This window comes from Labrenzia sp. THAF35 (assembly GCF_009363595.1).
Lineage (GTDB): Bacteria > Pseudomonadota > Alphaproteobacteria > Rhizobiales > Stappiaceae > Roseibium > Roseibium algicola.
Genome location: NZ_CP045380.1, coordinates 4,929,102 through 4,954,586, shown reverse-complemented (window position 1 = coordinate 4,954,586; position 25,485 = coordinate 4,929,102). Strand labels below are relative to the sequence as shown.

The window sequence follows — 25,485 nt, the reverse complement described above, 5'->3', positions numbered from 1 at the left end:
CGTCGAAAAGAGATATGTTGAACGACGAATGTGAATAAAAATTAACTTATCTTCTGCGAAAAATTCGTGAATTGTTTTTTATTGCCGTTAGGTCATGAGAATGAAAAGTGAGTAGGTGGCGAATTTAAACGATCGATTACTTTGCTAAAAACCGGTCTTGGGGGGTGATTTGAGTTCTGGTGTTGCAAATCGTCATATGTTTCTGGCCGGGTATATTCTGGTGCCTGGAAGCCATTTCGCCGGCATGTGGCGCCACCCGTACAGCGAAACGGATTTCTGTGATCCCGATCTCTTCAAGGATACGGCGGTCACATTGGAACGGGGCGGGTTCGACCTCGCATTCATTCCAGAATCGCTCAGTGTGACAACCGGACTGAACGACAACTACGAAACCTTTTTGAAACACGGTGCGGTTGGTGCCATCCGCCATGACCCGAACCTGCTGGTTTCCCTCATGGCCTCGGTAACGAAGTCGCTCGGTTTTACCGTCACGCTATCGACCACCTACATGGAACCTTATCATCTGGCCCGTACGCTCAGTACGCTGGACCATTTCAGCAGGGGCCGGATCTCGTGGAACGTCGTGACCTCTGCTGGTCCGAGCAACGGGCACAATTTCGGTCATTTCCCAAAGCTCATTTCTCCCGAAGCCTATGACAGGGCGGAAGAGATCCTGGAGATCTGCCGCAAGCTCTGGAAGTCCTGGGAACCGGACGCGCTGGTAAGCGACAAGGCGTCCGGGCTTTACGCGGACACCGGCAAGATCCATCCCATTGATCACGAAGGCGAACGCTTCAAACTTCGAGGTCCCTTGTCACTTCCCGCGGGACCGGACGGTGAACCGATCCTGATGAGTGTCGGCGTTTCTCCGCGGGGTCGTGATTTTTCCGCCAAGTGGGTTGATGTCGTTTTCGCCATTCAGGCAGACGCCGAGGGCATGTCGGAACTGCGTGCAGATGTTCGCCGCCGGGCTGCAGAGATGGGGCGCGACCCGGAGAAGATATTCCTGCTGACGGCGGTGCAGCCTGTAATCGGTGAAACCGAAGCCATTGCAAAAGCGCGGGCCGAATATCTGGACGAGCTGATCCATCCGGATGTCGCCATCGCCTTTCTGTCGGGCATGATCGGCGTCGACGCGACAGGTTTCGATCCTGATACGCCAATCGACAAGGTGTTGGAGAGTTCTGGCAAGTCGCCAAACAAGGCGGCTGTCGATGGCGGAGCCGCATTTCCCTGGTTGGAGAGGATCCGGGAAGAGGACAGGGGAAGGCTCTGGACGCTTCGCGACATTGCCATTCGGATGGCGCGGAGCACGTCGACGCCGCGTCTTGTCGGAACGCCGGAACAGGTGGCCGATCAGCTTGAGAGCTATTTTACAAGCGGCGCTTGCGACGGCTTCGTGATTACCCCGACCCACTTTCCCGGAAGCTTTGACGAGTTTTCCCGCTCCGTCGTGCCAATTCTCCGCCGGCGAGGGCACGTACGGCCGGCGGGGCACGAACCTTTGACACTCAGGCAGCGCCTCGGGCTGCAAGGCTGACGATATTTCAATTCGGTTTCGGCCGGACAGGCAAAACAGAAACGGCAATTCTTCGACGGAGTTGATCTCAATGACATCCCGCGAAAGTGGTTTCCAGACAGCAAGGGCAAAGGCTGCCTCAGGCAGCAATGCGCGTCCGGATGCCAGCCATTTGCCGTTGGAAGCAACATCGGACAATGAGACTGATTCTGTTCGCGCACTTTTTGCCAGGCAGGTGAAGTCGAGACCTGGTGACACGGCACTGATACTGCCGGATAAGGTTCTGACCTTCGAGGAACTGGACCGGAAGGCGAACCGTGTCGCGTGGTACCTCATCGGCCGGGGTATCGGGCCTGGCAACATCGTGGCACTCGGCTGTGCTGCCGGGCCGGACCTCGTCGTAAGCCTGCTGGGGGTGATCAAGACCGGAGCGTGCTACATGCCGCTCGATCCGACCTATCCTCGACAGCGTCTGATTGACATGCTTCAAGACGCAGATCCGGATCTGATCCTTGCGGAGCAACCGGTCGCCGGCGTCATTGAGGCGGCTGGTCAGACAGCGTGGGCGGTCTTTCTTGGAAACGGTTCGCTGAGCCGGGACATCGCCGGACAGCCTGATACCGCTCCTGTGGGTGGTGATCTTGTTCGCCGGCTGACGGGCCATGATCCTGCCTATCTGGTCTATACGTCCGGTTCCACCGGGCGGCCCAAGGGCGTTCTCGGGCGGCAGGCCGCTCTTGCCAACAGGCTGGCCTGGATATCGGAAGCCTTGCCCTTCGCGCCGGGTGAGCGGACGTTGTTCAAGACCTCCTTGAACTTCATTGACGGGTCGACCGAGCTGTTGGGCGCCTTGTGCAATGGCTGTGCGGTCGTCCTCGAAGGTGGAAATGTTTCCGCTGACCCGAGGCGACTGGCAGAGACGGTGGCGGCGTTTGCCGTCACGCGGTTGACCGTTGTGCCGAGCCTGCTGGCAAGTCTTCTCGAGGACGACTGTTTGCCAGACTTGAAGGGCTGCCGGACCTGGGTCACGAGTGGCGAGCCTCTACCATCAAGTCTCCTGCAAAAATTCTGCGAGAAACTGCCAGACGCCCGCTTGTTCAACTTCTACGGTGCCTCAGAAGCTGCGGGGGACAGCCTCTGGGCGCGATGTGATGCAGACAGGAAAATTGCCATCGGCAACCCTATACGGGAAACAGTCGTCTACCTGCTCGACGATCTGCTTCTGCCTGTCTCCGACGGAGAGACCGGTGAACTCTACATAACCGGCACAGGTCTTGCTCTTGGATATCATCGCCAACCGGACAAGACCGCAGAACGGTTCGTCGCTTCGCCCTTTGGGCCCGCTGGTGCCTTGCTTTACAGAACAGGCGACGTTGCGCGGCGAATGCCTGACGGTGGTTACGAATATCTGGGGCGTTCCGACCATCAGGTGAAGATACGCGGCGTCCGCGTCGAGCCGGGAGAAGTCGCAGCAGCCTTGGACAGATTGCCGGAAGTTGCCCGTTCGGCTGTCGTTGCGAAGCGACGTGACAAAACGGACGTCTATCTTGCTGCCTATGTTGTCTGGGAAGTGGGAGCCGACAAGGATATCGCAAGGCTTATGGCCGCCTTGGCAGAAACTCTCCCCCCAGCCTTTCTGCCGTCGGCGATCATGGCTCTCGATGCACTTCCGCTCACACCCAATGGCAAGTTGGACAGGGCAGCGTTGCCGGATCCAGTGCGGACGGCTGGGCGGAGCGCAAGCGGAACGCAGAGCGACCTTGAAACCGCAATCTGTAAGGCATTTACAGAGCTTCTCGGCGTCCACTCGGTTTCAGTCCATGATAATTTCTTTCTCCTGGGTGGGCATTCACTGCTGGCCGCTCGTCTTGCTTATCGACTGAGAGACCGTTTTGGTGTGCAGATTGCGCCGGGCGAGATTTTTGACGCGCCGACACCGGCTGCGCTTGCCCGTCTGATAGGGGCAGCGAAACCATGTTCCCTGAAACTGAAATCCGTTGCGCGACCCGACAAGGTTCCGCTGTCTTCTGCTCAAAAGCGTCTCTGGTTCCTGCAGCGGCTTCACCCGGAAGATACTTCCTACGATCTGGTCTACCGCTTCCGGCTTTCCGGTGCTGTCGATCCGTCCGTTCTTGGGCAAGCCTGGTCAGACGTTATCGAGAGGCACGAAGTCTTGCGGACCGTTTATCCGCAAGACGGGGCCGGAGCGCCGTATCAGGACATCCGTACGGGTTTCGTTTCGGAAGATGTCATCCGGATTGTTTCAGTACCGGCAGCTGAAGGCCGGTCAGAGCTCACCCGTCAGTCTTCCAGGCCGTTCGATCTGTGCAAGGACCTGCCGGTGAGAGTGTCGATCGTTACGGACGAAAATTTCGGTCCTGAACCACAATGCATGATGCAGATTGTCGTGCATCATATCGCGATTGACGGTGGCGCCCTGCGCCCATTGCTTGCCGACTTCGAGACGGCCTTTGCGGCGAGAATGAGCGGCAAGGAACCTGTCTGGCAAAAGCCGGCAGTCCAATATGCCGACTTCGCAAGTTGGCAGCATACCCGGCTGTCCGAGGCAGCAGAACAGGAACTTGCCACTCGTCTTGCCGAAGCAAGCGAAGACCTCGCAGGCGCTCCGGATTGTGTTGATCTGCCCTGTGCCGAGGGGCAACGAAAGAAGACCTATTGGCGAGGCGACGGAGTAGCCGTCGCAATCCCGCCAGAGCTTCATTGCAAGCTTGAGCGACTGGCATTGGAAACTCGGACCAGCCTGTTCATGGTACTGCAGGCTGCGATGGCTGCGACCTTGGCGCGGCTCGGCGCTGGGGACGACATCGTCATCGGAACGCCTGTCGATGGCCGCCCGGACAGCACTTTCGAAGAAACCATAGGCCTCTTCGTCAACATGCTGGCGCTCCGGAGCGATCTTTCCTGCAGACCGACCTTTCGCGAATTATTGGCCGATACGCGTCAGCGGAACCTTGCCGCCTATTCCCGCCGGGACGTGCCATTCGAGCTCGTGGTCGACAAGGTCGCTCCACGCAGGGACCTGTCCTTTCATCCGGTGTTCCAGACCGTTCTGGCGCTCGATATGGGAGGAGAGACTGTTGTTACTTTGCCGGGGTTGACCTGCGAGGTTGAAGACGTGCCTGTCGAAGCCTCAAAGTTTGATCTTTCCTTCGACCTGACTGCTCGTCGCGACGAGGTCGGAGGCGCAGGTGGTATCGGCGGGCGGATCGAATTCCGGACAGATCTCCTGGATCGGGAGGTTGCGGGCAACATTTCCCGGCGTTTCATCGATCTACTTCGCGCAGCCGTGGAAAATCCGGACAAACGGATCGACCACCTCATGATTGTCGATCCCGACGAAGCGTCACGCCTTGTCACCTTGTGCGAAGGCGAGCGGGTCGAAAAAGCTGCGATCGAAATGTCTTTGCCCGAGCGGTTTCGTCTGCTGGCCAGGGAAAAGGGCGAGAAGGTCGCTCTCTCCAGCCAGACCCGCACGCTTTCCTACGCCGAACTCGATGCATTGTCGGACCGCGTTGCGCAAAACCTCCTCCGCCGGGGCGTTGCACCTGGGGCACGGGTCGCGGTCTTGATGGACCGTTCCATTGATCTTGTCGTCGCAACGCTCGCGATCGTGAAGGCAGGTGGGGCATATGTTCCCTTGAACAGGAACGATCCTGCCAACCGGCTTCAACAACTCGTTGCCGACACCCGGGCCCACCTCGTGCTGACTGACAGTGAAGGCGCGATATCAGTCAGCTTCAATGATGCACCCTGCGTTCCTTTCAGCCACCTGCAAGTGGCGGCGGGAAAGGAGACCTTACCGAATATCACCAATGGACAGATCGCCTGCGTTCTCTTCACCTCCGGCTCCACAGGCAGGCCGAAGGGGATCGCGATCAGCCACCGCAATATTCAGGCCCTCGCGCTCGACGGATGCTGGCCGGAAGGCTCCCATGAGCGGGTCTTGCTGCATTCGCCCTATGCATTTGACGCTTCGACCTATGAAATCTGGACACCGCTCATGTTGGGGCAGGAGCTTTTCGTCGCGCCGCCTGGCATTCTCGATGCTGAAACGATTGCGCGGCTGGTCGAAGAGCACAAGGTGTCTGCAGCCTGCATCACGACACGTCTTTTCAACATCATTGCAGGTGAAAAACCCGAAGCATTCAAGCCTTTGAGGTCAGTGCTGATAGGTGGTGAGGCGGCTTCCGCAGAAGCCTTGCGCCGGGCAACGGCAGCTTCGCCTGGTACGCGGTTCGTCAATGGCTATGGCCCGGCAGAGGGCACGACCTTCGTGACCTGGCATGCAATGCACACGCTGGAGAAATCCGCGCACAAGGTACCCATCGGGTTGCCGCGTGACAATTGTAGCGTCCGAATTCTGGATGACCGCCTGCAACCTGTCGGTATCGGCATGGTGGGCGAGCTTTACCTGGCCGGTGCCTGCCTGACGCTTGGCTATCTCGACCGGACTGGTCTGACGGCCGAGCGCTTCGTTGCCGATCCCGCGGGGCCCGCAGGCAGCAGAATGTATCGGACCGGGGATCTGGTGCGCTGGCGCAGCGACGGCTTGCTGACCTTCGTCGGACGTGCCGATCACCAGGTCAAGATCAATGGCTTCCGTATCGAGCCGCAGGAAGTCGAAAACGCTATCGGGAGGCAGTCGGACATAGGCCAGTGCACGGTGATCGTGCGTGAACACAGGCCCGGGGAAAAGAAACTCGTTGCCTATGTGGTTGGTACGGGGACAGGAGAACCAGATCTTGCAGGCTTACGAAAAAGGCTTGCCGAGACACTCCCTGCATTCATGGTGCCAGCCCATTTTGTTCTTCTGGAACAACTTCCTTTCACGACCAATGGCAAGTTGGACATCAAGCGCCTGCCTGCGCCTGAAATTCACGGCGATGGAGCGAAGGTACCTGCGGGGCAAACCGAGACCGATATCTGCGCATTGTTTGCTGATGTTCTGGGTCTGGGAACCGTAGGGCCTGCCGACAACTTCTTCGCACTTGGCGGCGACAGTATTCTCTCCATTCAACTGGTCAGCCGAGCACGGCGAGCAGGGCTGGTGTTTTCGGCAAGGGATGTCTTCAGCAACAAGACCCCTGCAGAGCTGGCAACGGTTGCGCAAAGGCAGCAATTGCCGGAGATCGGAACTGATCTCAAGTCAGGATGGATCAGCAAGGAAGATTTGAGCATTGTCAGCAGCCGCTACGGCGGTTTGTTATCGACGGTGTGGCCGTTGACGGGTCTTCAGTCTGGTTTGCTTTTTCATGACTTGATGGACGCTGAGACGGGCGAGGACGCCTACAAGGTGCAGACGGTGGTCAGCCTCGATGGCCCGGTGGATGCGCAGCGTCTTGAGGCGAGCCTTCAGGCTCTCGTTGCCCGGCACACACCCCTGCGGGCTGTCTTCTGCCACGAAGGCCTGAGCGATCCCGTTCAGGTGATCCTGTTGAAGGTCGAGCTGCCGTTTGAGCAGGTGGACTTGTCCGAGGACGCAGATCCGGAAGTGGAGCTGGAGCGGTTTCTCCTGGAAGACAGGAAGACCCGTTTCGACCTTGCTCAAGGTCCATTGCTGCGTGTCTGCCTCGTAAAACGTCCGGACGGCGGTGCCTGGCTGGTGTTGATCAATCACCACATTCTTCTCGACGGCTGGTCGTTGCCGGTGCTGATGCGGGAGCTGAAGGAGATTTACGAAGCCGGCGGGGCAGGGGTTCTGCCGCCAGTAACGCCGTTTGACCGGTATCTCGGCTGGCTGCAGCAGCAGGACAAGACAGCTGCGAAAGCGGCCTGGCAAGAAGCTCTGTCCGGTCTGGAGGAACCGACCCGGCTGGCGGCCTCTGTCTATGGCCAGTCTGCAAACACGTCCTCCGGCTCCTCGTCAGGTGAAAGCAGTGCGGTGCTGCGCTTTGACGATCTGCTGAGCGAGGACGCAACCCGGTCATTGGAAGGCCTGGCCCGCACGCTGGACATCACCTTGAACACGGTGCTCCAGGGCGCCTGGTCGGTCGTGCTTGGCCGCATCTGTGGGCGGGATGATCTGGTCTTCGGCACGACGGTCTCCGGCCGGCCAGCCGAGATCACCGGCGTTGAGACCATGGCGGGTCTCTTCATCAACACCGTGCCGGTGCGTGCCAAGCCTGTTCCGGCAACATCCGTCAGCAGCTTTCTGAAGGAGCTGCAGTCCCGTCAGGCCGCACTTCTGCCGCACCAGCATCTGGGGCTGCCGGAGATCCAGGCAGAAGCGGGACTTGGAGACCTGTTCGACACGCTGGTGGTGTTCGAGAACTATCCCTTCAGCGACGAGACCCATGAGGCTTCGCCGGATGGCCTGCGGATCAGCGGTGTCGAGGTGCATGACCAGACCCACTATCCTTTGAGCCTGATGGTTGTTCCGGGCAAACGGCTGCTGCTGCGGCTGGATTGCCGGGAAGAGAGGATCGGCGCAGACCTTGGCCGCAGTCTCCTGGGGCAGCTGTGCAATGTACTGGCGCAGATGGTCTCCCGTCTGGAAGCGCCGCTCGGATCTCTCGAGATGCTGCCGGCTTCCGAAAGAAAGGCTGTGCAGGACCGGTGGAACGCAACACGGCACGCCTTGCTGGAAGGGGATCTGACGGAGCTTGTCTCTGCAACGGCTTCCCGGTTTGGAACGCGGGAAGCGGTTATCGGCAGCACGGAGCGGCTGACCTATGCCGAGCTTGAGGTACGGGCAAACCGGCTGGCGCATCTTCTGATCCGGCGCGGCATTGGTGCTGAGGACCGGGTCGCGATTGCCTTGCCGAGAAACCCGAACATGATCGTGGCGCTGCTGGCGGTGCTGAAAACGGGTGCCGCCTATCTGCCGCTGGATCCGGACTATCCGGCAGCCCGCATTGCAATGATGCTGGACGATGCCGCGCCGCGTCTTGTGATCTCCGAGACGGCAACGGCAGCCGCCTTGACGGACGGTGCGCCGACATCGGCGCTTCTGCTGCTGGATGCCGAGGCGACCGGTGTCGAGCTGGCTGCGATGTCCGCTTCGACCCCGACCGATGCCGACCGGAAACAACCGATTGATCCCGCGCACCCGGCCTACGTCATCTACACGTCCGGCTCGACTGGTAAGCCGAAAGGTGTCGTCGTTACACGCGAGGGGCTTTCAAATCTCGCCTATGCCCAGATCGAACGGTTTGCGATTTCGGAACAGTCTCGGGTCGCGCAGTTCGCATCCTTCAGTTTCGACGCCGCCTTTTCGGAAATCGCCACGGCCCTGGTCTCCGGTGCGGCTCTTGTGATCTGGGCAAGACAGGCATTCACAGATCCCGCAGCCCTGAAGACATTCATGTATGCGCAACGGGTAACGCATATCACGTTGTCGCCGAGCCTCTTGAGCGTGATGAAGACGACAGACCTTCCCGAAGGTTGTGTGCTGGTAACGGCTGGTGAAGCCATCAGCGTGCCGGAAGTTCGCAGATGGTCTGACCGTTGTTGCCTCGTCAATGCTTACGGCCCTACAGAAGTGACCGTGTGCGGTTCCATGAGCTTGCCGCTGACACCTGTTCAGGAAGTCGATATCGCGCCCATCGGGTTGCCGATCTGGAATTCCAGCCTCTACGTACTTGATCAAACGCTTCAGCCCGTCCCGAACGGTGTGGCTGGAGAATTGTACATCGGCGGTGTCGGTCTTGCACGGGGCTATCAGAACCTGGCGGATCTGACCTCTTCCAGATTTGTCGCCGACCCGTTCGCCGGTGCCGGACGGCGAATGTACCGAACTGGAGATCTCGTCTATCGGGCGGAAGACGGCAACCTCTTTTTCCTGGGCCGCAGTGATGCGCAGGTCAAGGTCAGGGGACGACGTATCGAGCCGGGCGAAATCGAACGTGTGCTTCTGGAACGCAGTGATGTCGCCCAATGTCTCGTGAGCGTCTACAGCGACCGGAAGGGCGCTTCGAGGCTCGTTGCCTACGTGATCGGGCAGGAACGATCGGATCCAAGTGCAGAAGAGCTGCAGCGCTACTGCGCCGATCGTCTGCCGGATTATATGGTTCCGGCACAGATAGACCTCTTACCCTACTTGCCTAGGCTTCCGAACGGCAAGATCGACAGGAAGGCCCTGCCGGCACCCAGCCGCCCGCAAAGAGCTGAAGAAACAAGACGGCAGTCTCCGGCAGAACAGGCGGTAGCCGCCGCTTTTGCCGAAACGCTCGGCATATCGCCTCCCGCGCTCGACGACAGCTTCTTCGGTCTCGGCGGCGACAGCATATCGGCAATCCGGCTTGTTGGACTGTTGCGTCGAAAGGGTCTCAAGGCAACACCGAAAGACGTCTTCGATCACAAGACGGTTGCAAAGCTTGCGAGCGTGGCAAGGACGCTTGAAGGACCGGAAGTCACTGGACTGAAGGAGTTCGAGCCAGATACCGTTTTGCCCACGCCAATCCTGCGCTGGTTTGCAGAACTGGGTGGTCCCGTCGACGGCTTTTTCCAGTCGACCTGTCTGATGCTTCCGAAGGGGGCAAATGCCGAATTCCTGCAAGCTGCACTAGGGGCAATCGTCCAGCGACACGGGATGCTGCGGGCTCGAGCGAACAAGACCACGCCGGCGATGAAGATTGGTCCGGTTGCCGAATTCACTGACGTTTTCCCTTTAAAGCACATCAGCCTGAATGAGGTCGAAAACGAAAACGGGCTGAAAGATCTCCTGGAAGAACAGCATGCCGCCGCAGTTGAGGCCTTGTCTCTTTCCCGAGGCAAGGTGTTCAGTGCCATCTGGTTTGACCGTGGCCAGATGGAGCCGGGTCTGCTTCTGCTTGTGGCGCACCACCTGGTGATCGATGGTGTCTCCTGGCGCATCCTGACCGATGATCTTCGGACAGCTTGGGACGATTGGTCGGCCGACCGCCCGATCAGCCTGGAACCTGAAAGCACTTCTTTCCCAGGGTGGAGCAGGCTGCTGCAAGCCGATGCGGCCTCCGATGCGCGCGTATCTGAAGAGGGGTACTGGAGCGCGCTTCTATCATCCGGCACTGAGCGCTTTCTGGAAGGTGATCTGGATCGCAGGCAGGATACGGTTCAAACGTTGAACTCTCTTGCTAGCTTTCTGAGCGCTGAGGAAACCGAGCAGATCCTGACCCGTCTGCCTGCTCTTTACAGCTGCGGACCGCAGGACGTGCTTCTGGCGGCACTTGGCCTTGCCATTGGGGCTTTCAAAACTTCCAGGTTTGGAAAACCGGGTGGTCCGATCCTGTGTGACGTCGAAGGGCATGGACGCGAAGCGATTGGAGACGCCGACCTCAGCCGAACTGTCGGCTGGTTCACTAGCGTCTTCCCGGCACGGCTGGAGGTCACGACGGCAGGCAATGGAATTTCCGGTATCTCCGACGCGGACCTGAAGCAGCTCATTATCGAGATCAAGGAGCAAGCCTCCGCACGTCCCGATCATGGCCTTGGTTATGGAATGCTGCGGTATCTCAACAAGGAGACCTCCGCCAAACTTGTGAGTGAAAACAAGGCGCAGATCGCCTTCAACTATCTCGGTCGTTTTCCGGCGAACGCTGGTGGTGCTTGGAGCGCGGCGCCGTTCTTTGGTGGAATGCACGGCGGTTTCGATCCGGCAACGCCGCTTGCTCACATGCTTTCCATCGATTGTCAGGCGATCGAAGAGGAAAAGGGCTTTTGCCTCCACACCGAGTTCGGGTTTGCCAGCAGACATCTTTCGGAAAAAGAGACTGCTGAATTCAGGGCTCTCTGGGAAGACGCTCTGATCCGGCTGGCAGCACACGGCAACTGGTCTCAAGCCGGTGGTCAGTCGCCTTCGGACTTCCCGCTGGCTGCTGTTTCCCAGGCCGATGTCGACTTGCTTGTTGAACGCTACGGCGGTTTGCTATCGACGGTGTGGCCGTTGACGGGCCTTCAGTCGGGTTTGCTGTTTCACGCCTTGATGGACGCTGAGACGGGCGAGGACGCCTACAAGGTGCAGACGGTGGTCAGCCTGGATGGCCCGGTGGATGCACAGCGTCTTGAGGCGAGCCTTCAGGCTCTCGTTGCCCGGCACGCTCCCCTGCGGGCTGTCTTCTGCCACGAAGGCCTGAGCGATCCCGTTCAGGTGGTCCTGTCGAAGGTCGAGCTGCCGTTTGAGCAGGTGGACTTGTCCGAGGACGCAGATCCGGAAGCGCAGCTGGATCTATTGCTTCAGGAAGACAGGAAGATCCGTTTCGACCTTGCTCAAGGTCCACTGCTGCGTGTCTGCCTCGTAAAACGTCCGGACGGCGGTGCCTGGCTGGTGTTGACCAATCATCACATTCTTCTCGACGGCTGGTCGCTGCCGGTGCTGATGCGGGAGCTGAAGGAGATTTATGAAGCCGGCGGGGCAGGGGGGCTGCCGCCTGTAACGCCGTTTGACCGGTATCTCGGCTGGCTGCAGCAGCAGGACAAGACGGCTGCGAAAGCGGCCTGGCAAGAAGCTCTGTCCGGTCTGGAGGAACCGACCCGGCTGGCGGCCTCTGTCTATGGCCAGTCTGCAAACACGTCCTCCGGCTCCTCGTCAGGTGAAAGCAGTGCGGTGTTGCGCTTTGACGATCTGCTGAGCGAGGACGCAACCCGGTCATTGGAAGGCCTGGCCCGCACGCTGGACATCACCTTGAACACGGTGCTCCAGGGCGCCTGGTCGGTCGTGCTTGGCCGCATCTGCGGACGGGATGATCTGGTCTTCGGCACGACGGTCTCCGGCCGGCCAGCCGAGATCACCGGCGTTGAGACCATGGCGGGTCTCTTCATCAACACCGTGCCGGTGCGTGCCAAGCCTGTTCCGGCAACATCCGTCAGCAGCTTTCTGAAGGAGCTGCAGTCCCGTCAGGCCGCACTTCTGCCGCACCAGCATCTGGGGCTGCCGGAGATCCAGGCAGAAGCGGGACTTGGAGACCTGTTCGACACGCTGGTGGTGTTCGAGAACTATCCCTTCAGCGACGAGACCCATGAGGCTTCGCCGGATGGCCTGCGGATCAGCGGTGTCGAGGTGCATGACCAGACCCACTATCCTTTGAGCCTGATGGTTGTTCCGGGCAAACGGCTGCTGCTGCGGCTGGATTGCCGGGAAGAGAGGATCGGCGCAGACCTTGGCCGCAGTCTCCTGGGGCAGCTGTGCAATGTACTGGCGCAGATGGTCTCCCGTCTGGAAGCGCCGCTCGGATCTCTCGAGATGCTGCCGGCTTCCGAAAGAAAGGCTGTGCAGGACCGGTGGAACGCAACACGGCACGCCTTGCTGGAAGGGGATCTGACGGAGCTTGTCTCTGCAACGGCTTCCCGGTTTGGAACGCGGGAAGCGGTTATCGGCAGCACGGAGCGGCTGACCTATGCCGAGCTTGAGGTACGGGCAAACCGGCTGGCGCATCTTCTGATCCGGCGCGGCATTGGTGCTGAGGACCGGGTCGCGATTGCCTTGCCGAGAAACCCGAACATGATCGTGGCGCTGCTGGCGGTGCTGAAAACGGGTGCCGCCTATCTGCCGCTGGATCCGGACTATCCGGCAGCCCGCATTGCGATGATGCTGGACGATGCCGCGCCGCGTCTTGTGATCTCCGAGACGGTGACCGCCGCCGCCTTGACGGACGGTGCACCGACATCGGCGCTTCTGCTGCTGGATGCCGAGGCGACCGGTGTCGAGCTGGCTGCGATGTCCGCTTCGGCTCCAACCAATGATGACCGGGGACAGGCGATCCATCCCGCACATCCCGCCTATGTCATCTACACGTCCGGCTCCACCGGAAAGCCGAAGGGCGTCGTTGTCACCCGCGAGGCTCTCAAGAACCTGTTGTGCTGCCTGAGCATTGAGCTTCGCTTGCGGCCGCAGGACAAGGTGCTCAGCGCGACCACGATCGGGTTCGACATCGCCGGGCTTGAGCTCTACGGCCCGCTGCTGGTTGGTGCAGGCGTAGTGCTGTTTGAGGGCAACCAGCGCGAAGCGGACCGCCTCCATGACTGGATCGGCCAGGAAAAACCAACGGTCATGCAGGCAACGCCATCACTCTGGCGGTCGCTTCTGGAGGTTGGGCCACTGCCGCGTTTGCAGGTTCTTGTGGGCGGTGAGGCTCTGGACGGCGGACTAGCGTCGCAGCTGCAAACCGCAGGGCCGGTGACGAATGTCTATGGCCCGACCGAGACAACGATCTGGTCTGTGAGCGCACTTGTTCGCCCTGAAAGTTCAGGCATTCCGTCTATCGGGCAACCTTTGTGGAACTCGCAGGTCTACGTACTTGATGAGACCCTTCAGCCTGTCGCCGACGGTATTTCCGGCGAACTCTACATTGGCGGGCTTGGGCTCGCACGTGGCTATCATGGGCGTTCGGACCTGACGAGCGAACGCTTTGTTGCCGATCCGTTTGCAGGCCATGGAGCGCGCATGTACCGGACCGGGGACACGGTCTATCGCAGACGCAACGGTGAGCTTGTGTTCCTGGGACGCAGCGACAGCCAGGTCAAGATCCGAGGCCATCGTATCGAGCTTGGCGAGATCGAGGCGACCATCGCATCGATGACGAACATTGCTCAGGCGGTGGTTCTGGACCGGCCGGATGGAGCGCGAGGTTCTTCGCTCGTTGCCTATGTTGTTCCGGAAGAAGGGGCTGAACTCAAAACTGCAGAGCTTCGTTCCGTGCTCCAGCGAAACCTGCCTGACTACATGGTGCCTGGCGCTTTTATCGTACTCTCGGAATTGCCGTTGACACCAAATGGAAAGCTGAACCGTCTGGCGCTGCCGGATCCTGTCTGGAAACAGGGAGAAACAAGTCCGGCAACACTCCAGGAAACGTTGTTGTGCAATCTCTTCGCTGAACTGCTGCCCGGCGTAGTGCCGGGACCGGAAGACAGTTTCTTTGATATGGGGGGGCATTCGCTGCTCGCCGCACGCCTGAAGGCACTGATGAAGGAACGCATGGGCCTGGACGTCAGCCTTCGAGATATTTTCGAAACACCGACGGTGCGCGGTCTGCTGTCGCTCCGGCAAGGTCGCAAGACCGGTTTGCTGGAGCCGGTGCTGCAGATCCGGCGGGCAGGATGTCAGGCGCCACTATTCTGCGTTCATCCGGGCTTCGGTCTTGGTTGGACGTATGCCGGTCTTGCTTCCGTCCTGCCAGCCGATGTCCCGATCATCGCCCTTCAGGCGCGCGGCTACATCGGCAAGGCCGATTTGCCTTCAACGCTGAACCAAATGGCGGCCGATTACGTCGCAAGCGTCAACAAGGTGGCCAGCACGGGCCCGGTTCGGTTGCTTGGTTGGTCGTTCGGAGGGCTGGCTGCCTTCGAAATGGCACGTCTTTTGGAAGAAAGCGGCAGAGACGTCGAGTTCCTGATGCTTCTGGACAGTTATCCTATGCACGAAGGAGACCCGTTGCCGGATCTTTCAGATAGTGGAGCGCGCGGTGCGTTCCTTGAAATGATCGGCTTCGATCCGCATGGACGCGTACCCGAAGACATTACCTTTGAGGATGTCCGGAGATTTCTGGAAGACAGTGCCCATCCTCTGGCAGACCTCAGCCCAGTCGACTTCAACAACATGCTGCGGATCGCCCGAAACAACGCGCTGCTCGCACATGGCTATCGGCCCAAGACGTTAAACTGTCCCCTGGTGCATTACGCTTCGAACGATACGAAGCGTATGCTGGGTGTTGAGGCCGATCCCTGGGAAAACCGGACAAGCGGACAATTCAAGACGCACGCACTCGACTGTACACACCATGAAATGACATCGCAGCAGGCCCTTTGCGAAATCGGCGAGGGGCTGAATGCTTTGATGAACCTTGGCGATCAGCCGTTCAGGCAGGCCGTTGCGGAAGGGAGACTAAAGAATGTCGGTTGATATCCTCAATCCCGTGGAACCTGAGCACGCTGTACAGCGCGCGATACCCATGACCGGCGCGGAGTTCATCGACAGTCTCCAGGACCAGCGCTGTGTCTATTTCAATGGGGAGCGGGTGACCGACCTGACGGGTCATCCTGCCTTTCGCAACTCGGTACGTTCCCTGGCACGACTTTACGATGCCCTGCATCAGGATCACGATAGCGGCACCAATGTCCTGACCGCACCTGCCGACGCCGATCCAACCGGTTACACACACCGGTATTTCAAGGTGGCCAGATCGGCAGAGGACCTGCTCGGTCAACAGAAGGCGATCGCGGAATGGGCAAAGCTGAGCTACGGCTGGATGGGACGCTCACCGGACTACAAGGCAGCGATCGTCAACACGCTGGACGCCAACGCGGCCTATTATGGGCCTTTCGCAGACAACGCGCGTTGCTGGTATCATCTGGCTCAGCAGCGCACCTATTTCATGAACCATGCTGTGGCCAATCCGCCGATTGACCGGGCAAAGCCTTTCAGCGATGCAAAAGACATCCTGGTTCACGTTGTCAAGGAAACAGACGCGGGGCTTTATCTTTCAGGTGCAAAGGTCGTCGCGACTTCGGCAGCACTGACCCACTACAACTTTCTCAGCCACCACGCGGTCTCGGAAACCAACGAACCGCCTACGGCTTTCATGTTCTTTCTCGACATGTCGACGCCGGGCATCAAGCTGATCTGCCGGAATTCCTACGAATATGCGGCGAGCCAATCTTCGACGCCGTTCGACAGCCCACTGTCTTCCCGCTTCGACGAAAACGACGCCATCCTCGTTCTCGACAACGTTTTCGTGCCCTGGGAGAACGTGCTGGTCTATGGGCCTGCACACAAGCCGATCGACTTCCTGATGGACACGGGCTACCTGCAAGGCACCTGTTTCCACGGATGCACCCGGTTTGCGGTGAAGCTGGACTTTCTCGCCGGTCTGCTGACCAGGGCGTTGCACATCACCAGTGGTGACGAGTTTCGCGGAAATCAGGTTCTGCAAGGGGAGGTGATCGCACTGCGTCACCTGTTCTGGTCGTTGTCGGATGCAATGGCCCGGACACCAGAAACCTTTGCAGACGGCGCTTTCCTGCCTGGACTATCGGCCGCGCAGGCCTATCGCGCGCTGGCGCCCGATGCCTACGGTCGTGTGAAGGAGATTGTCCAGAAGATCGTCGCGTCCGCGCTTATCTATCTGCCGTCTTCCGCAAAGGATTTCCAGAACCCTGAAATCGACGGTTATCTGGAACGGTACGTGCGCGGCTCCAACGGCGTTGGCTACAAGGACCGTATCAAGCTGATGAAGCTGCTGTGGGACGCCACGGGCTCGGAATTTGCCGGGCGTCACGAGCTTTACGAGCGCAATTATGCCGGCAATCATGAAGAGGTGAAACTGCAGCTTCCTGCAATCGCACGGCGCGACGGTTCAATGGACCAAATGCTGTCGCTTGTTGACCAGTGCCTTGATGATTATGATGAATTCGGCTGGTGCAACACGGCGTGGAAAGACTGACGCGCAAGGTTGGGAGAGACGGCGATGACAAATCCATTCGACGATCCGGACGGCATTTTCCATGTGCTGGTGAATGACGAGGAACAGCATTCTCTCTGGCCCGAATTCGTGCCGATCCCCGATGGCTGGCGGTCGGTCTTCGGCCCCGGCAAGCGGCAGGACTGCGTGGACTATGTCAACGCCAACTGGACCGACATCCGCCCGAAAAGTCTTCGGGATGCTGCCTTGAACTGACATATTTCTCAAACGGTGATGATCCACCTGGAGCGCCTGGTCTTCGATGAATTTCTTTCGTCTCTTGTATCGTGAAGCGGGCGACAGCAAACGCACCTTCCTGCTGCTTTCCCTGGTGCCCGGGCTGGTCATGGGGCTGATCATCGCCGTCATCAACGCGGTGACGAACTATCAGCAGAACACCGGTCTGCAGTGGCAGTATCTCGGTCTCTTCGTGCTTGGCTGCGCGACGGTTCTTTTCACGATGAATCGCGCCCTCAACATGGCAACCGCAATCATCGCCGATTATCTGTGTCGCTTGCGGATCCGGGTGACCGCGCAAGTCCGCAGTCTGAACCTCGCAACCGTAGAAGAAATCGGCCTGACCCGTATCCGGGCAGCAGTTGGTCGTGACCATCAGACAATCGAGGAAACGGCGCCAGCGCTTGTCGGTCTGATCTATTTCGTCATGCAGCTGGTCATGTCGGCGCTCTATATCTGCTATCTTTCGCCGCTTGCCTTTATCGTCACCTTGGCGTTTCTGGCCGGCGCCATCTTCTTCTATCGCAAGAGCTACCGCGATGCGGAGGAACTGATGCGCCAGGCAAGCCTGAGCGAACAGGCCTTTCACAACAGCTTCGAGAATATTCTCAGCGGCTTCAAGGAAGTGAAACTGAACGCGCAGCGCAGCGACGATCTCTTCCACAACTACATCATTCCGCGATCGGAGCGGGTCGAGGATCTACGGGTGGAATCAGGCCGCTCCTTCAACTATGGCCAGTCTGTCAGTGATGTCTTCTTCTATACGCTCATGGGAACGCTGGTCTTTGCGATACCGTTTTATGTGTCGGACCTCTCGATCCCGGGCAAGATTGTCACGGTGATCGTCTTTGCCAGCGGCGCAATCACTTCGATCATCCGCATGTTGCCGGTGGTTTCGCGTGCCAATCTGGCGGTGTCCAATATCGAGGAATTGAGAGAGCTTCTGGAAAAACACAGCGAAGCCATGGATGAGCGCAGCGAAGTGCGGCAGGCAAGGCTTTCCAAAGGTATATCCCTGAAGAAGATTGCCTACACCTATCATAGCGAAGATGGCGACCGCCCGTTTTCGATCGGGCCGTGTGACCTGGAAATTGCATCGGGCGAAATGGCCTTCATCGTTGGTGGCAACGGCAGCGGCAAGTCGACCCTCGCGAAGATCCTGACAGGTCTCTATGAGCCGGATGGTGGTCATCTGTCATGGGACGACAAGGTCGTCAAACCTGAAAACATCGACCGGTATCGCAGCCTGTTTTCGGTCATCTTTTCCGATTTCCACCTCTTCGACCGGCTTTATGGTGTGGATCTGACGGACGAGCAGAAGCTTTACGACCTGCTGGAAGACATGAAACTGGACGAGAAGGTTCACTACCGGAACAACCGGTTCAGCACGACGAACCTGTCCACTGGCCAGAGAAAGCGGCTCGCCATGGTCGTTGCCCTGCTGGAAGACAGGGATGTCTACCTCTTTGACGAATGGGCCGCCGATCAGGATCCGGAGTATCGGCGCTGGTTCTATACAGATTTCCTGATGAAACTGAAGAAAGAAGGCCGCACAGTCATCGCGATCACGCATGACGACCGGTATTTCGATGTTGCAGACAAGATCGTCTGGATGGAAGAAGGCAGGATCAGCAAGGTGTCCAGTCCGGCTGATGCCACGGTCTGAAACCTTCGGCTGAGTTCTTGACGGTAGAGCCTCGCTAGTGTCCAGGTCACTTCTCAACAGGGTGAAACAGTCTGCCCTCCGATTACCATCTCCAGAGTTCCGGGAGTTAACTTGCCAGGCACCAAGGCGATCATTCTGGAGACGACCGGCTGCAGCTCCGAGGATCTCGAATCTGCGCTGGAAATTCTCTCGGAGGATGAACTACAGCGGTTTCATGCGTTTCATTTCGATCAGGACCGGAAGGACTACGCGCTTGCACATGCGTTGCTGCGGAAAACCCTGAGTGATCTGGAACCCGGTACGGCACCGCGCGATTGGCAGTTCGCGCCAATGGCTAAGGGAAAGCCGGCAGTCGCCGGACGGTCAGACCTCGACTTCAGCCTGACGCATACACGTGGCCTGGTTGCCTGCGCCGTGACGAGGAAGGGCGTGATCGGCATTGATGCGGAAACGGATCAGCGCACGGTCGAAGTAGACATGTTGATGCGCGACGTTTGTTCACCCGGAGAAAGACAAGAGCTGGCGAAGGTTGAAGGAGCTCACAAGACCTCCAGATTTCTGGATTTCTGGACGCTGAAAGAGGCGTATCTGAAAGCTGTTGGCCTGGGCATTACAGCCGATCTGACCACCGTCAGCTTTACCTTGGCTGACGATCGGGACATCGCAATTTCCGCGCCGCCCGACCTCCGCCGTCCGGCCAGTTCCTTCCAGATCAGCCGGCGTTCAGGGCACTGGCGTGTCGCGCTGGCGGTCTTTGGGGGAATAGACGCAAGGGACGTTGAAATTACCCTTTGTGAAAAGCGGAGCTTTTGAAAAGCCGCGAAATTTGTTATTTCGCGTCTACTAAAGTTGATCGACATGAGAACAAGCTTGGACGACGCGACACGCGGCCTGTCCATCCTAGACGGTGGACGTCCGGAGCCAGTTCCTTGCAGTTGAAGAAAAATGCAACAGTATCAAGAGCATAAGTTTTCCATCGCCCCCATGATGGAGTGGACGGATCGATAGAAATAGATGTTACGTTGCAATGGCTTAGATTTCTGTTGGTTGCCGTTGTAGCAAATTTGTAGCACCTGTTTAACGTGGCTGGATGATAATGCCGGCAGCGTGGAGATCGGCATAAAAAACGCGCCATGCCGGGAGGGAAGCATGACGCGTGAGGTTGAGTGTGATGGGTAACGGTTATGGCGCGACCAGATGCCAGAGCGGGCCTTCCACAGCATCCCGCACGCCACCAGTGCTTATGGGCGGGGCGAAAGCCAACGCAGCGCCCGTGACGGCCAGGAACGCGAAGGCGAGCATGTGCCAGCCAACGTCACAACTCTTCGGCGTAACGCTATGGCGCTTGGCGTTCGGCTCAGGCGACATTGATTGGTGCTTCGCGACCCACTCCGGATTCTCAGCCCGCCAGGCGGCCCAACTCTCGTCAGTCAGTTTCCAGTCAATCCATTCCTGAATATCCGGCTTCGGATCGAATGCGGGTTGATCTGATGCGCACCGCTCGCAACACCCGTTGCCGTCGTCGTCTCGCCAGTTGGCCAGATGCCTGTTGCAGAAGAACAGTCCGCAGTTCTCCATCGGGTCGCCGCCACACGCAAAAGCCATCCCGCGATGAATTTCCTCGCCGCAATCCGGGTGATCGCATTTGCACGGCACGCCATATCCTTGGTCGCGTCCGTTCAGCTCGTAGCAGCCATATCCCATAGCCGGGCCTTTCTGGTTACGCTGCCGAAGATTGAGCGAGCGGCTTCAAAATGTTTTCTGCTTGAGAGAGGCCGCAGCAAAGCCAGTAAGCGCGGTCACGCGCTTGTCGGAAGCTTGAGAGACTCTTTCTATCAAACTCGAAAGCGATGATGTCGCGGACACATTCACCGTCTCCGATTTCGAGTTGGATCGTGTATTCGACGCGACCGGTTCGAAGTGTTCTCTTCTCTACTGTTTCCTTCACGCTGATCATGCCGGGCGAATGCTTCGGCTTGGCGGCCTGCTTCGCACGGATCTGGTCTTTCTTTTTCCATACCCTTTTCAGCTCATCAGAACCTGCCTTGTGCATGTTCAGATTTGCAGCCAGGCAGAGCGCCGCAAGCGTCACCATGACGCCGCCGACCTCCTGATGCGGTTCACCGATTGGCCGGTCGAAAACATAGTCGACAAGCTGGTGCGCTTCAGACCGTGTGCAGCCTTCCGCCTGGACAAGTTCAAGCGCCTCTTCAAGGAAGCGGTGATTGCGTTCGATGATGTTGTCGGCAATCTCCTGACCAAAGCACGCCAGCATCCACGGTTTGACGTAGTCCTGAAATTGCAGGTCTGACTGCTCGTCACGCTGCGCTTGCTCTTCCATATCCAGGCGCATTGCCTGTTCAAACATCGTCGGCATAGCTTGTCCTTTCTGCCCCGAGGGGCCTTTCTGATCACGAGTTTGCATCATCAGGGAAGCGGTCTGCCAATTCGTCGGCATGGATGCGCAGGCGAGTGGCTATGGCTGGCATACATCCGCCCGCGCTTTGCATCTGATCGACAAAGCGGCTGACGGCGGCATCAAACTCGCTGATCGCCAATTCCCGCGCTTCCTGCTTGTCAATGATGGTGACTTCACCCCACCAAGTTTCTACCGTTTCAGCCATGTCCGGGCCTTTCTGATTACGCTGGTTCACGCTCTGCAATCAGTGTGTCAAAGCGCTCCTGATCGAGGACGATCACGCGGCTTCTGTCTTCGTAATATGAAATGCAGGTCTGCTTGGCGTTCCAGTCCTTGAGAAACGCCACAAGCGCGTCAGCATCAACGACCTGGTCGCCTGCATCTTCGTGCATGTCGTCCGTCGCTTGTTCGAGCAGGCTGTAGGGATCTAAGCGCAGATGCTGTTCCGTGCACGGATGGCAATATATCGGCACAGGCTCGTCATAATCTTCGCAGGATTGCATCATCGCGGCGATATTTGACGAATAGCCTTCACCCCACTCACCAGTGACATCTGCTGATACGGCACCGTCATAGCTTTGCGCGTCGATAACGTCTGCCTTCAGAAGCTTGTTTCGTTCGCGGCAAGGTGCGCAGGCTGTCCAGCCGCTCTCAAGTTCAGTACCGCAGGCGCAATACTTTTTGGCGCAACATTCATCTGCTCGGCTCCGCGCCGCGTCGTGTGCCATGTCATCACGAACGGCGTAAATCTTTGGCGAAAAGACACTCCCGCACTTTCCGCACGCGTAGAGTTTCGGGTCGTTTTCACCCTGAAATGTCAATATCTTCACGTCCATGACGGGCCTTTCTGATCAGTTAAAACCGCCAGGCATGATGGCGTCTTCAAACGCGCGCTCTGCCTCTTCTCTGTCTTCCTCTTCCTTGCAATCGTCGCAGTAGACGGACCCGCGAGGGCCTGCATAGTTCATCCATCCGACGTGCCGATTGCAGCAAGAGCATGTGAGTTCTTCCATCTGCCGGACCTCAACTTTCATACTTTTTGCCGCGCCGATATTTGCGGCATTTCAGACAATATTCGTGGCCACGCTCCCAGAAAATTAATCGTTCCGGGCCTACCGCTGTGAAGGCCATGTGCTTCGTCCGTCCCCTCTCCACATAGTAGTGCCTGCAGACCAGTTGCTTCAGCCATTCGAGCACGGGCCTGCCTCTACTTCTTCATCCATGCCGCGACGACATGAGACGCGTTAACGGCATCGCCGCGCATGTTGAAATGGATGGTTTCGTCAAACGAACGATTGCCGATCGGGCGCAGACACCACATGCCGAAATACGCCTCGTCTGAGAAGACCTCGAAATCCGGATGAGGCTCCGCGGCCTCATCGTCCTTCATCTTCATCACAACGCTTCCCAGCCCGTCCCGCATCTTGCTCACTGCTTCTTTGCTCATAGCTCTTCCCTTTCCATTCACCCAATCTCACGCAGCGCCTGGTCGCGCCTCTCATCGATGTAGGCGGCCAGATCCGCGACATGCACGAACCGTTCAGACTTCTGGCTGTCGCTGGCACGAGCGACGGGCAGCTTGATCCGCCCATCGGACAGGCAGCGCTTGAAGGCCACATCTGTCATGCCGCCAAAAAACTCTTTGCGGACGGCATCGAGCGGAATGGCGACCTTTTCAAATTGCGCCATGAGAAGGAAAACCGTGTTCATGGTTGGCCTCCAGAAATGGCCGCCATAGCCAGCCGCTTGTTGCGTTCCGGATCCAGCGCGTTATCTACATCGTCAGAGTTAGCAATCTCGCGCAGCACACTCCCCAACTCCCGTATCCGCTCGACCAATACCAACACATCTCGACCAGGAACGGGCAGGCGCTGCTGCGCCTTAAACTCTATCTCAGCGACGGTTCTATCTGTCATTACGGTGCGCCTCCAAAATTCACTCAGACTCAATATACAAATTTGTAAAAAAAGTCAACGAAAATCATAAATATTTTTCCCCATTGACGATTGACGCACCGGCACACACTTCCTTAACTAGAAAATCGACGTGGGGGTTGTGTATGAATTCTGTCGAGCGTGAAATGCTGTTTTCCGCAGCGCTATCAAGATTGGAAACAAGTCTTGTTTCAGCTGGCTACAGTATCCACTACGGGAACAATTTGACGAAGTACCACGAATTCCATGACAGCATGGAAGAATGCGACAAACTATATGTCGGCCACCAGTGGCACTCCAGGCTGAGCACGTATCTGAGATCGGATTTTCTCTATATCGTCGTCACGAATTCCGATGACGAGGTCGTTTGCACCGCAACAGGCCGGATCAATGACTTGGATGAAATGTCATTGCTCGACCACTGGAAGGAATTCTGGCCGAGAATATATGCCGAGTTCGGCTACCAGCCGCGGCTCGATGAGCCGATCTATGACTTTGCCGCAAGAATTAGCGGTCGCGTCGCATATGTCGGCGACTTGTGGGTGAGGGAAGAATATCGCGTAAAAGGCTTGGGGCGAGTTGTGGGTCAACTCGTCCAGGTGCTGGCGCAGAAGAAATTCAACGCCAGTCTGGTTTACGCCTTCATACCGTGGCGCGACTTCCGCAACGCCCTTGAAGCGGTCTACGGCTGGGGCTTCAGACGCGAGCTTCTGCTGCAGTGGGGGAACACTGAGCGTGTACCAAAGTTTGATCTATGGTATGTGGCAAACTCACGTGATGATATCGACGCGATGGTATATCTCTTGGCAAAACGACACGAAGAGGTTTCGCATAGATTATTAGAAAGCTAACCCCTGCTGTCGTCGTGTACGGGAATACGATCCTGTCGTAATGCAGGTAGCAGTCCTCACCATCGGGAAGCGGGTAGTCGTATCCAATGCTGTCTATCCGCGTCTCTCGATCGATCGACGACAGGAAGTGTGAGTTGGTTGTTTCGCGCTGAAAATCGTTGTCGAAATTGATTTTCTGACGCGTCAGATCCTCAACGCGCCCCTCGTACATGCGCCGCGTGATCGTGTGGCGGCCGACACCAAGTATCCTTGAGAGCCGGCCAGGCTCGACAAATCCCTCAAAAATCGTGCAGTGCTGGAGTAGCGGGCGCAGTTCCATGTCGACCACGCCGCAAGATTTCGACCAGTGCTTCCAGATGGCTTGCGCCGTGTCGTCGATCAGTCCTCGTTGGATGGCCGAGACGGAGATCGGCTCAACAAATTGAAGACCGGGCATCGTCGCCTCCAATCGCTTTCCAGTACATATACCTGTTGCATTCCTCCATGAGGCGCGACTTTTGAGCGTCGCTTAGTGTTTGTTGAAGTTCTTCGAAGCTCTCAACCTCTAGCTCGATATCAGCCTGGAAAGCCACAAAGGTCTCCATTCCAAGCTTTTTCATATCGATAATGAATTGATCGAAGGCTTCTTTTATCGAAAGACGCTGGCACCCGAAAAAGATCTCAAGCACTTCGTCTCTGCATTCATCCGGCAATTGTTCAGTGCACATAACCCCTCCACAATATTCGTTTGTGGCAAATGTGGTGTGACATGGTCGTGACATGGTCGGTCACGTCCTGTTTTTTAGTTTCGCCTCGTAAATCAGGAGGAGCGCTTTCTGGAAGTCTTCTCGGCCGACAAGGGACTCTTTGGCAAAAGTTTTTTGCAATTCCAGCGTGAGGTCAAAGGCCTCGTTGTAAACCTTTTGATCATACGCCTGACTAGATGTTTTGATGAACTCTGCGGCAGTTGCCCTGTCATAATTTACAGTAGCCGCACCGTTTGTTTGCTCGATATCCCCATAGAGCAAAAACTTTTCTGTAGTACCTAGCGCGCTGGCGAGACGCGAAAGAGTGTCCCCTCTCGGCTTCTCTACTTTGCCGCGTAAATATTTCATAACATTGTCGTATTTGATGCCAGAGAGTCTGCCAAGCTCGGCGCCGCTGATGCCTTTTTCCAGGCGTTTTCGCTCAAGTCTTTCGTGCCATTCCATGCAACCCCCTAAATTTCTGGTTGACTTTCCCCCGATGCGACTACAACGTGATCTGGAATTAAATTCGAGATTTGGCTTATCAGAAGATGATAGCACAGACTCGAAGCTATGGGAGGGGTTTAAAGAAGAGGTATCAAACACAGGCCGACCCGTTAAGGCCGGCACCACCCGTTTAACAGCCTGTGCCTGATCTTCGTACTGGGCAAGCTGGGGTTCAGCTCCACCGTTCCTACTTCCACCACAGAAGCGGCTGATCTCTAGCATACGTACTTTTCCC

General features: G+C 57.7%; 16 protein-coding genes. 7 read left to right on the top strand and 9 right to left on the bottom strand.

Annotated features, from left to right (window positions below):
• The first annotated feature begins 169 nt into the window (after positions 1 to 169).
• The 6 genes from FIU93_RS22815 to FIU93_RS22790 all read left to right on the top strand — a co-directional run bounded on the left by FIU93_RS22815 (position 170) and on the right by FIU93_RS22790 (position 19,627).
• The gene (locus FIU93_RS22815) at positions 170 to 1,540 is read left to right on the top strand and encodes an NtaA/DmoA family FMN-dependent monooxygenase (RefSeq protein ID WP_286133995.1); all 1,371 of its coding nucleotides are present in this window, start codon (positions 170 to 172) and stop codon (positions 1,538 to 1,540) included.
• Positions 1,541 to 1,610: 70 nt separating this feature from the next.
• On the top strand, positions 1,611 to 15,353 hold the full coding sequence (locus FIU93_RS22810) for a non-ribosomal peptide synthetase (RefSeq protein ID WP_152506871.1): 13,743 nt from the start codon (positions 1,611 to 1,613) through the stop codon (positions 15,351 to 15,353).
• Positions 15,343 to 16,893, top strand: coding sequence for a 4-hydroxyphenylacetate 3-hydroxylase N-terminal domain-containing protein (locus FIU93_RS22805; RefSeq protein ID WP_022999503.1), 1,551 nt, complete (start codon positions 15,343 to 15,345; stop codon positions 16,891 to 16,893). Before FIU93_RS22810 ends, FIU93_RS22805 begins: the two co-directional genes overlap by 11 nt.
• 24 nt (positions 16,894 to 16,917) lie before the next feature.
• Complete coding sequence (locus FIU93_RS22800) at positions 16,918 to 17,127, top strand: MbtH family protein (RefSeq protein WP_022999502.1); 210 nt, start codon at positions 16,918 to 16,920, stop codon at positions 17,125 to 17,127.
• Positions 17,128 to 17,173: 46 nt separating this feature from the next.
• On the top strand, positions 17,174 to 18,814 hold the full coding sequence (locus tag FIU93_RS22795) for a cyclic peptide export ABC transporter (RefSeq protein WP_152506870.1): 1,641 nt from the start codon (positions 17,174 to 17,176) through the stop codon (positions 18,812 to 18,814).
• 111 nt (positions 18,815 to 18,925) lie between these two features.
• The gene (locus FIU93_RS22790; RefSeq protein WP_152506869.1) at positions 18,926 to 19,627 is read left to right on the top strand and encodes a 4'-phosphopantetheinyl transferase superfamily protein; all 702 of its coding nucleotides are present in this window, start codon (positions 18,926 to 18,928) and stop codon (positions 19,625 to 19,627) included.
• A gap of 369 nt (positions 19,628 to 19,996) precedes the next feature.
• On the opposite strand, the gene FIU93_RS31625 is transcribed toward FIU93_RS22790, so the two are convergent.
• The 7 genes from FIU93_RS31625 to FIU93_RS22755 all read right to left on the bottom strand — a co-directional run bounded on the left by FIU93_RS31625 (position 19,997) and on the right by FIU93_RS22755 (position 23,149).
• Entirely contained in the window at positions 19,997 to 20,518 is a 522-nt protein-coding gene (locus tag FIU93_RS31625) for a hypothetical protein (protein WP_209010209.1), read from the bottom strand.
• Positions 20,519 to 20,534: 16 nt separating this feature from the next.
• Positions 20,535 to 21,182, bottom strand: coding sequence for a hypothetical protein (locus FIU93_RS31620; protein ID WP_209010208.1), 648 nt, complete (start codon positions 21,180 to 21,182; stop codon positions 20,535 to 20,537).
• A 43-nt stretch (positions 21,183 to 21,225) separates the two neighbouring features.
• Complete coding sequence (locus FIU93_RS22775) at positions 21,226 to 21,438, bottom strand: hypothetical protein (protein ID WP_152506868.1); 213 nt, start codon at positions 21,436 to 21,438, stop codon at positions 21,226 to 21,228.
• Between the two features lie 16 nt (positions 21,439 to 21,454).
• The gene (locus FIU93_RS22770) at positions 21,455 to 22,069 is read right to left on the bottom strand and encodes a hypothetical protein (RefSeq protein ID WP_152506867.1); all 615 of its coding nucleotides are present in this window, start codon (positions 22,067 to 22,069) and stop codon (positions 21,455 to 21,457) included.
• Between the two features lie 371 nt (positions 22,070 to 22,440).
• Positions 22,441 to 22,680: a hypothetical protein gene (locus FIU93_RS22765; protein WP_152506866.1), complete on the bottom strand. Its 240-nt coding sequence runs from the start codon at positions 22,678 to 22,680 to the stop codon at positions 22,441 to 22,443.
• A 17-nt stretch (positions 22,681 to 22,697) separates the two neighbouring features.
• Positions 22,698 to 22,943, bottom strand: a complete 246-nt coding sequence (locus FIU93_RS22760; RefSeq protein WP_152506865.1) for a pyocin activator PrtN family protein — start codon at positions 22,941 to 22,943, stop codon at positions 22,698 to 22,700.
• Positions 22,940 to 23,149, bottom strand: a complete 210-nt coding sequence (locus FIU93_RS22755; RefSeq protein WP_152506864.1) for a hypothetical protein — start codon at positions 23,147 to 23,149, stop codon at positions 22,940 to 22,942. Before FIU93_RS22755 ends, FIU93_RS22760 begins: the two co-directional genes overlap by 4 nt.
• A 143-nt stretch (positions 23,150 to 23,292) precedes the next feature.
• Between FIU93_RS22755 and FIU93_RS22750 the strand changes: the two genes are divergently transcribed.
• The gene (locus tag FIU93_RS22750; RefSeq protein ID WP_152506863.1) at positions 23,293 to 24,018 is read left to right on the top strand and encodes a hypothetical protein; all 726 of its coding nucleotides are present in this window, start codon (positions 23,293 to 23,295) and stop codon (positions 24,016 to 24,018) included.
• A 413-nt stretch (positions 24,019 to 24,431) separates the two neighbouring features.
• Here the strand turns inward: FIU93_RS22750 and FIU93_RS22745 are convergent, their stop codons facing one another.
• Positions 24,432 to 24,725 (bottom strand): hypothetical protein, encoded by a 294-nt coding sequence (locus FIU93_RS22745; protein WP_152506862.1) that lies wholly within the window; start codon positions 24,723 to 24,725, stop codon positions 24,432 to 24,434.
• Between the two features lie 60 nt (positions 24,726 to 24,785).
• Complete coding sequence (locus tag FIU93_RS22740) at positions 24,786 to 25,472, bottom strand: XRE family transcriptional regulator (protein ID WP_152506861.1); 687 nt, start codon at positions 25,470 to 25,472, stop codon at positions 24,786 to 24,788.
• Positions 25,473 to 25,485 lie beyond the last annotated feature (13 nt).